A 7860-nucleotide genomic window follows, 5' to 3' on the forward strand; every position below is an offset into this window, starting at 1 on the left:
GAAGCAGTACGCACTAAACGGCTGACGACTGTCTACAAAACCCTGGGCGATTCACTACAAGAATTCAATACCTGCCAAATTGGACTAAGATTTCTAAAAACAAACAACCTTAAAATTCAATACAAACACACAAAAGAACCATTAATCGCAACAATCAAAAAAGAAAAAAACCAATATGAGATCATTATCAAAAACGATAAATGCCAAATACTCATAGAAGCCGAATACATTGCACTTAACGGCCCTACCGTCTACTTAAATGGTACCGAATGACTGCACTCAACCCCAAGTTATAAGTACTCATCAAGGCGACTCACAAATCAACATATAAACATTGTGGACTGCCGCGCACTGAAGGACATTCGGTCGATGAAAACGCACGGCTGGCCAAGCAGGTCAACCCCGACGGCAGCCAGCTCAGCTACCGCTACGACAACGCCCGCCTGCTGCTAACCCAGATCGACAACGAACGCGGCGAGCGCTACACCCTCGACTACCACCCCAACGGCCTGATCAGCCAGGAAATCGGCTTCGACGGCAAGCGCACCGCGTATGTCTACGACCTCAACGGCCAGCTGATCGAGAAGACCGAGTTCGGCGAGGACGACACCCCGCTCAAGACCGAATACCAGCGCGACAGCGCCGGCCGCCTACTGGTCAAAAAACTGCCCGACGGCAACGCGGTGCACTACCGCCACGACCACCTCGGCCGCCTGGTCAGCGTCGACGACGGCCACTGGCCGCTAGCCTACGAGTACGACCTCAACGACCGCCTGATCACCGAGCACCAGGGCCGCGCCACCCTGCGCTACCGCTACGACGCCCTCGGCCAGCTCAGCCACGCCCGCCTGCCCGACGGCAACCGCCTGGACTACCGCTACCTGCGGCCTTGCGCTCCAGCACGCACACGCGCAGGCCGTACTGGGCGGCGGCCAGCGCGCAGGCGGCCCCGGCAAAACTGGCGCCGACCACGACCAGGTCGTAATCGTGGGCGGGGGAAGGAGAAAGCATCGCGCGTCTGCCTTGTAGAAAGGAGCGTGCAGCGTCGCGTGCGTCGGCGGGCAGGCCATGAAGTGCCGGTGAAGCGGGTATGAAGCGGCCGCTGCCGGCCTGACGATGCCCGCACGGAATGCTACGGTGGCGGCCCGTCCATCACCGTCATGCCTGGCCCGCGCCGCGCGGTGCAGGCACCAACGACAAGGAAGCCCTTCATAACATCGGATGTCGCGTTGCAGGTTCGCCACATCACCCGCGGGTCCTGCCCCCTCCCTCGCGGTGGCGACCCGGACAACATCACGACGCGGGTGAACGGCCTGGCGAAGATACGCGCGGCGGCCGCCGATGCATGACCGCCGCCACCGCCACGTGCCGCTGCTGGGCGCGCTGCTTGGGCTGACCCCACTGCTGGCCACTGCCCCGCTGATGGCCGCGCCACCGGTGCTCACCGTGGCGCTGGCCGATGGCAGCGGCGCGCACCTGCGCATCGACAGCGCCCAGGGCAGCGCGCAGCTGCAGTCAGGCGCCGGGACCAGCGTGTTGCGGGTGAACCCGACACTGCGCGATGCGCTGTCCCGGTCGGACACCGTGCAGGCGGTGGGCCGGCATCGCGTGGCGGCAGCGCCGGACAACAGCGTGCTGCTGCTGGTCAGCGCGCCGTCCAATCCGGGTTCGCCATCGGGCTATTGCGGCGCGGGGCAGGAAGATGGATTGATGTTGCTGGCCGTGCGCAATGGCGCACTGGTCGTGCAGGATTTCGTCCTGCTGCAAAGCTGCGTGCACTCGATCGAGCAGGCCATCGACATGGGCAGCGACGCGGCAGCGGCCCTGCATCCCCTGCCCGCGCCGTGGCTGCTGCGCTTTGCGGCGATGCAGGACGACAGACGGGTGGAGCGTTGCGTCGGCATCAAGGACGAGCGACTGAACTTCCAGGACGATTGCATGGCGGCGACCGACGCATCGCCATGACCGGCGCGCGCGGGCCCGCGCCACAAAAAAAGCGACCTTGCGGTCGCTTTTTTCGTTCTGCTTTCCGGGCGATGAATTGCCCTGAAAAACCGTATCTGGAGCGGGAAACGAGACTCGAACTCGCGACCTCAACCTTGGCAAGGTTGCGCTCTACCAACTGAGCTATTCCCGCTTGGGAGGCGAAATTCTACAGCCAAACGCGGTGCTGTCAACAGCCCTCAGCCATTCTTTTTCGCACGCGCGCTTTCTCGTGCGGCGCGTTCGTCCTCGCGCAGGCTCGGCCACGCCGCGTGCAGGTACTGCAGGCCGGAGAACAACGTGAGGATGGAGGCGATGGCCAGGGTCCAGTCACCGACGTGGAAGACCTGCACGCCCATCCAGATGTCCTGCATCGGCGTATGCGGGGCCACCGAATACAGCAGGCACAGCAGCGCCACCATCTGCGCGGTGGTCTTGATCTTGCCGATCAGCGCCACCCGCACCTTGGCGCGCTGGCCGATCTCGGCCATCCACTCACGCAGCGCCGAGACGGCGATCTCGCGCCCGACGATCACCGCCGCCCACACCGCCATCCACGCGGTCGGGTGGCCCTGCACGATCAGGAACAACGCCACGGCCACCATCAGCTTGTCCGCGACCGGGTCCAGGAAGGCGCCGAAGGCCGAGGCCAGGTTGTAGCGGCGGGCGATCCAGCCATCCAGCCAGTCGGTGATCGCGGCCAGGCCGAAGATCGCCGCCGAGGCGAAATTGGTCCACTTGTAGGGGAGGTAGAACACCAGTACCAGCACCGGGATCATCACGATCCGCAGCAGGGTGAGCCAGGTGGGGAGGGTCAACTTCATCGCTTCTCTCTACTCGCCCGCCGCGTCGGGCGCGGGCAGTCCATGCAGGTTAGCGTAGATGCGTGCAGCGAGGGCGTCATTGATGCCGTCCACTTTCGCGATTTCCGCCTCGCCCGCCGCCTTGAGGCCGACCAGGCCACCAAAATGCTTGAGCAGGCTGGCGCGCCGGCGCGGGCCGATGCCGGCGATGTCTTCCAGCTTGCTGGTCATGCGCGCCTTCTGGCGGCGCCCGCGGTGGCCGGTGATGGCAAAGCGGTGGGCCTCGTCGCGGACCTGCTGGATGAACTGCAGGGCCGGCGAGGCCGCCCCCGGGCGCAGCTCGCGGCCGTCGGGCAGCACCAGGGCCTCATGCCCTGCCCGGCGTTCCACGCCCTTGGCCACGCCCACCAGCATCACCCCTTCCACGCCGAGGTCGGCCAGCGCGGCCTGGGCCTGGCCGAGCTGGCCGGCACCGCCGTCGATCAGCAGCAGGTCCGGCAGCACGCCGTCCTCCTCGACCGCGCGGCGGAAGCGGCGCTCGATCGCCTGGCGCATCGCCGCGTAATCATCGCCCGGCTCGATGCCGCTGATGTTGAAGCGCCGGTACTGGCTGCGCACCGGGCCGCTGGCATCGAACACCACGCACGAGGCCACCGTGGCCTCGCCCATGGTGTGGCTGATGTCGAAGCACTCCACCCGCTTGACCTGCTCGGCCAGGCCCAGCATCTGGCGCAGGTCCTCGCTGCGCGCGTGCTGGGCGCTGCGGCTGGTGAGTTCGCTGACCAGGGTGATCTGCGCGTTGCGGCTGGCCAGCTCGACGTAGCCGGCGCGTTCGCCGCGCACGTTCCACTTCAGCTGCACCTTGACCTCGGCCGAGGCCGACAGCGCCGACTCGATCAGGCTGGCATCGGGGATCTCGCGGTCCAGCAGGATTTCGCGCGGTGGCGAGTGCTCGGCGTAGTACTGCGAGACGAACGCGGCCAGCACCTCCTCGGCACTCTCCTCGCCGTTGGTGCGCGGGTAGAACGGGCGCGTGCCCATGTTGCGGCCATCACGGAAGGCCAGCAGCATCACGCAGGCATTGGCGCCCTGGGTGGCGCAGGCCAGGACGTCCAGATCGGCGGCGCGGCCGTCCACGTACTGGCGGGTCTGCATGCTGCGCAGCGCGGTGATGAGGTCGCGCAGGCGCGCGGCCTGCTCGAACTCCAACGCCTCGCTGGCCGCCTGCATCTGGGTGCCCAGCTCGCGCCCGAGCTGGTCGCTCTTGCCTTCCAGGAACATCGAGGCGCGGCGCACCGACTCGGCATAGTCGCCGGCCGCCACCAGGTCCACGCAGGGCGCGCTGCACCGGCCGATCTGATACTGCAGGCAGGGCCGGGTGCGGTTGCGGAACACGCTGTCCTCGCAGCTGCGCAGCTTGAACAGCTTGTGCATCAGGTTGAGCGTGTCGCGCACCGCGGTGACGCCCGGGTACGGGCCGAAGTAACGACCCGGCACCGCGCGCGGCCCGCGGTGCAGCGCGATGCGCGGCCATTCCTCGCGGGTGAGCAGCACGTGCGGGTAGGTCTTGTCGTCGCGCAGGGACACGTTGTAGCGCGGCGACAGCGACTTGATCAGCTGGTTTTCCAGCAGCAGCGCCTCGGCCTCCGAGCGGGTCACGGTCACGTCCATGCGCGCCACCTGCGACAGCATCGACATGATCCGGGTGGTCTTGGGCGTGCCGTTGAAATAGCTGCCCACGCGGTTGCGCAGCGCACGCGCCTTGCCGACGTACAGCAGGCTGTCATCGGCGGCGTACATGCGGTAAACGCCGGGCGCGGTACTCAGGTGGGCCGCGAATGCCTTGCCATCGAAGGCCGGAGCGGTGGACGCGGTCATTCGGTGATCGGCACGTCGCTCAATACGCCGCTGACCGGGTCGAAGCGCAGCACGGCGTGGGCATCGGTCTCGGCGATCCACACTGCACCGCCGCCCAGGGCCAGGCCCGCCGGGCCGTGCAGGCGGCGTGGCAGTTCCAGCGTGCTCAGCTCGCCACCGCCCAGGCGCAGCGTGCGCAGGCGCCCGTTGCCGGCATCGGCGATCCACAGCAGCGGCGCATCGGGGCTCATCGCGATCGCCTGTGGGTGCTGCAGCTGGGCCAGCGCGCGCGGGCCGTCCTCGTCGCCGAAGGACCACAGCCCCTGCCCCACCAGCGTCTGCACCAGGTCGCCACGCAGCTGCATGGCGCGGATCGAGGAGCCCAGCGCGTCGCAGACATACAGCACCTGCTGCACGGCGGCGACCGCGGCCGGCTGCGCGAACGCGGCCAGGTGGCCACTGCCGTCGCGCACGTCGATGGCACCCGAACCGGCGCGCCACTTCAGGGTGCGCTGGCCAAGGTGGTAGCTCCAGATGCAGTTGTCCCCGGCCATGGCGATATGGATCTGGTTGTCGGCCACCGCCAGCCCCTGCGGGTGGTTCAGTGGCACCCCGCGCGGCTGCGTCACCACGCCTTCGAGCGGCTCACCGGGGCGGCCGGTGCCGCACAGGGTGTCGACCTGGCCGGTGAGCAGGTGGATGCGGCGCAGCGCATGGTTGCCGGTGTCGGCCACGTACAGCGCATCGCGCTCCAGGGCCAGGCCCTGCGGCCGGTTGAAGGCGGCTTCGCCCGGCCCGCCATCCATGAAATCGGCGGTGCCCAGCCCGAACTGGCGCAGCACCCGTCCGCCATGGCTGCACTCGAGCACGCGATGGTGGCCGCTGTCGGCGATGTACAGGCGCTCGGTGGTGGCCACCAGGCCGACCGGGAAGCGCAGCGGCAGGCGCGGCTCGGGATGCAGTTCGCGCGCCGGCTCGGCGTCGGGCGGGCGGCCCACGCCTTCGCACAGCGCCGTCAGGGCGCGCTCGAGTTCGCCGCCGAAGCCGACCAGGCGGTCACGCTCGCGCCCCTGCGCATCCAGCAGCACCAGGGTGGGCCAGGCGGTGATGTTGAAGCGCCGCCAGCCGTCCCAGTCGCCATCCAGCAGCGCCGGCGCGGCCAGCCCCTGCCGACGGAGCAGCTTGAGCGCCTGCTCCGGCTCGCGTTCGCAGTCGAAGCGCGGCACCTGCAGCACCAGCAGCTGCAGCCGGCCCGGGTTGCGCAGCTGCCACTGGGCCAGCTCGGCCAGGCGTTGCGCGCACCACACCGAGGCGGCGTTGACGAAGGCCAGCACCACCGGCCGCCCGCGCAGCTCGGTCAGGGTGGTGGGCGCGGCATTGAGCCACGTGGCGAATTCGGGCAGGTCCTGGACAGGCTGTACGTTCATGCCCCGATTATGCCGGAGTCGGCGTCATGCAATCGTCGTGCCGGCGCCAAATTTGCGGCGGGGATCGGCATGGCCTATCCCGACCGCCGCACTCCGGTCAGGGATGCGCCGCCAGCCAGGCCTCGGCGCGGGCCAGGTCCTCGGGGGTGTCGATGCCGGGCGGGAACGCGGCCGGGGTCAGCGCCACGCTGATCCGATGGCCGGCCTCCAGCGCGCGCAGCTGCTCCAGCGACTCCAGCTGCTCCAGCACGCCCGGCGGCAGCGCCGCGAACTGGCGCAGGAAGCCGGCGCGGTAGCCGTAGATGCCGATGTGGCGCAGCCAGTGCGGGCCGGACAGGGTCTCCCGCGAACGCGCGAAGGCGTCGCGGTGCCACGGGATCGGGGCCCGGCTGAAATACAGGGCGTCCAGGTTCTGCTTGCGCACCACCTTGACCACGTTGGGGTCGAACAGGTGCTCGGCGTCCTCCACCGGGGTGGCCAGGGTGGACATCTGCGCCCCGCTGCAGACCAGCGCTTCGGCCACCGCCACGATGCCCTCGGCCGGCGCGAAGGGCTCATCGCCCTGCAGGTTGACCACCACCGTGTCATCGCCCCAGCCGGCCTGCGCGGCGCACTCGGCCAGGCGGTCGGTGCCCGAGGCGTGGTCGGCCGAGGTCATCGCCACGCGCACCTCGGCCAGGCCCTGCAGGGCATCGGCGATGCGCGCGTCATCGGTGGCCACCCAGACCTCGCGCGCGCCGGCCAGCAGCGCGCGTTGCGCCACGCGCAGCACCAGCGGCTGGCCACCCAGCAGCCGCAGCGGCTTGCCGGGCAGGCGCGAGGCGGCGAAACGGGCGGGAATGGCGACGACGAAATCGACGGAGGCACTCATGCGGAAACTCTCGACAATGACACGGGGAATTCGGGAGGCAGGCGCGGCGGTCAACGCTTGCCGAGCTTGTCCAGCCGATCCAGCAGGTTGACCCAGAACGCGGCGGGCAGGTCGGCGGCCAGCGGTACGGCAAAATGCCATTCATTGGCGAACACCTTGCACTTCACCGCGTCCTTCTCGGTCATCAGCACCGGCAGCTCGCTGCCAAAGCGCAGGTCGGCCGCCTGGTAGGCGTGGTGATCGGGGAACGCATGCGGGACCACGCCCAGGCCGTGCGCGCGCAGCATCTCGAAGAAGCGCTGCGGGTGCGCGATGCCGGCCACGGCATGCACGCGCTGGCCGCGGAAATGGGCCAGCGTGCGTGCGCGCCCACCGCTGAGCGGCTGGGCGCTGTCGATGTGCAGCTGCATCGGCCACTCGCCGAAGCCGCACGTCGGCGCTTCACCGGCGCCGTGGCTGGCCTGGCCCATGTTGACCACGCGGAAATCGCAGTCGTTGGCGCGGCTGGCCGGCTCGCGCAGCGGCCCGGCCGGAATCATCCGGCCATTGCCGTAGCGACGCTGGGCATCCACCACTTCGATCTCGATGTCGCGCGCCAGCCGGTAATGCTGCAGGCCGTCGTCGCAGACGATGATGTCGCAGCCGGCCTCGACCAGCGCGCGGCCGGCGGCCACGCGGTCGGCGTCCACCCGCACCGGCACGCCGGTCTTCCAGGCGATCAGGACCGGCTCGTCGCCCCCCAACGCGGTGGAGGTGCCCGCCTCGACCCAGCGCGCCACGCCCGGCTCCTGCCGGCCGTAACCGCGACTGGCCACGCCGGGCTTCCAGCCGGCCTCGCGCAGGCGGTCGACCAGGGCGATGGTCAGCGGGGTCTTGCCGGTGCCGCCGGCGGTGACGTTGCCGACCACGATGACCGGCA

General features: G+C 68.9%; 8 protein-coding genes and 1 tRNA gene. 2 read left to right on the top strand and 7 right to left on the bottom strand.

The genetic code is table 11. The features are described from left to right. Positions 1–273 (top strand): Imm50 family immunity protein (locus RSA25_RS18050; protein WP_332810210.1); only part of this gene is annotated, 273 nt, incomplete at its 5' end. 561 nt (positions 274–834) lie between these two features. On the opposite strand, the gene RSA25_RS18055 is transcribed toward RSA25_RS18050, so the two are convergent. Continuing rightward, a complete protein-coding gene (locus RSA25_RS18055; RefSeq protein WP_332810211.1) occupies positions 835–1011 on the bottom strand; it encodes an FAD-dependent oxidoreductase in 177 nt (58 codons plus the stop codon). A 330-nt stretch (positions 1012–1341) separates the two neighbouring features. Here RSA25_RS18055 and RSA25_RS18060 point away from each other — a divergent pair, with 330 nt between their 5' ends. Next, the gene (locus RSA25_RS18060) at positions 1342–1965 is read left to right on the top strand and encodes a hypothetical protein (protein ID WP_332810212.1); all 624 of its coding nucleotides are present in this window, start codon (positions 1342–1344) and stop codon (positions 1963–1965) included. A gap of 96 nt (positions 1966–2061) precedes the next feature. Here RSA25_RS18060 and RSA25_RS18065 read toward each other — a convergent pair. From RSA25_RS18065 to lpxK, 6 genes are all read right to left on the bottom strand, one after another. After that, positions 2062–2137, bottom strand: a tRNA-Gly gene (locus RSA25_RS18065). A 46-nt stretch (positions 2138–2183) separates the two neighbouring features. Continuing rightward, on the bottom strand, positions 2184–2807 hold the full coding sequence (gene pgsA / locus RSA25_RS18070) for a CDP-diacylglycerol--glycerol-3-phosphate 3-phosphatidyltransferase (RefSeq protein ID WP_332810213.1): 624 nt from the start codon (positions 2805–2807) through the stop codon (positions 2184–2186). 9 nt (positions 2808–2816) lie between these two features. Continuing rightward, complete coding sequence (uvrC, locus tag RSA25_RS18075; protein WP_332810214.1) at positions 2817–4664, bottom strand: excinuclease ABC subunit UvrC; 1848 nt, start codon at positions 4662–4664, stop codon at positions 2817–2819. Further along, positions 4661–6070, bottom strand: coding sequence for a hypothetical protein (locus RSA25_RS18080; protein WP_332810215.1), 1410 nt, complete (start codon positions 6068–6070; stop codon positions 4661–4663). Before RSA25_RS18080 ends, uvrC begins: the two co-directional genes overlap by 4 nt. A 97-nt stretch (positions 6071–6167) precedes the next feature. Next, entirely contained in the window at positions 6168–6941 is a 774-nt protein-coding gene (gene kdsB / locus RSA25_RS18085; protein WP_332810216.1) for a 3-deoxy-manno-octulosonate cytidylyltransferase, read from the bottom strand. A 50-nt stretch (positions 6942–6991) separates the two neighbouring features. Further along, the coding region (gene lpxK, locus RSA25_RS18090; protein WP_332810217.1) for a tetraacyldisaccharide 4'-kinase at positions 6992–7860 on the bottom strand (869 nt) is incomplete at its 5' end.

The organism is Stenotrophomonas sp., from assembly GCF_036662295.1.
GTDB lineage: Bacteria > Pseudomonadota > Gammaproteobacteria > Xanthomonadales > Xanthomonadaceae > Stenotrophomonas.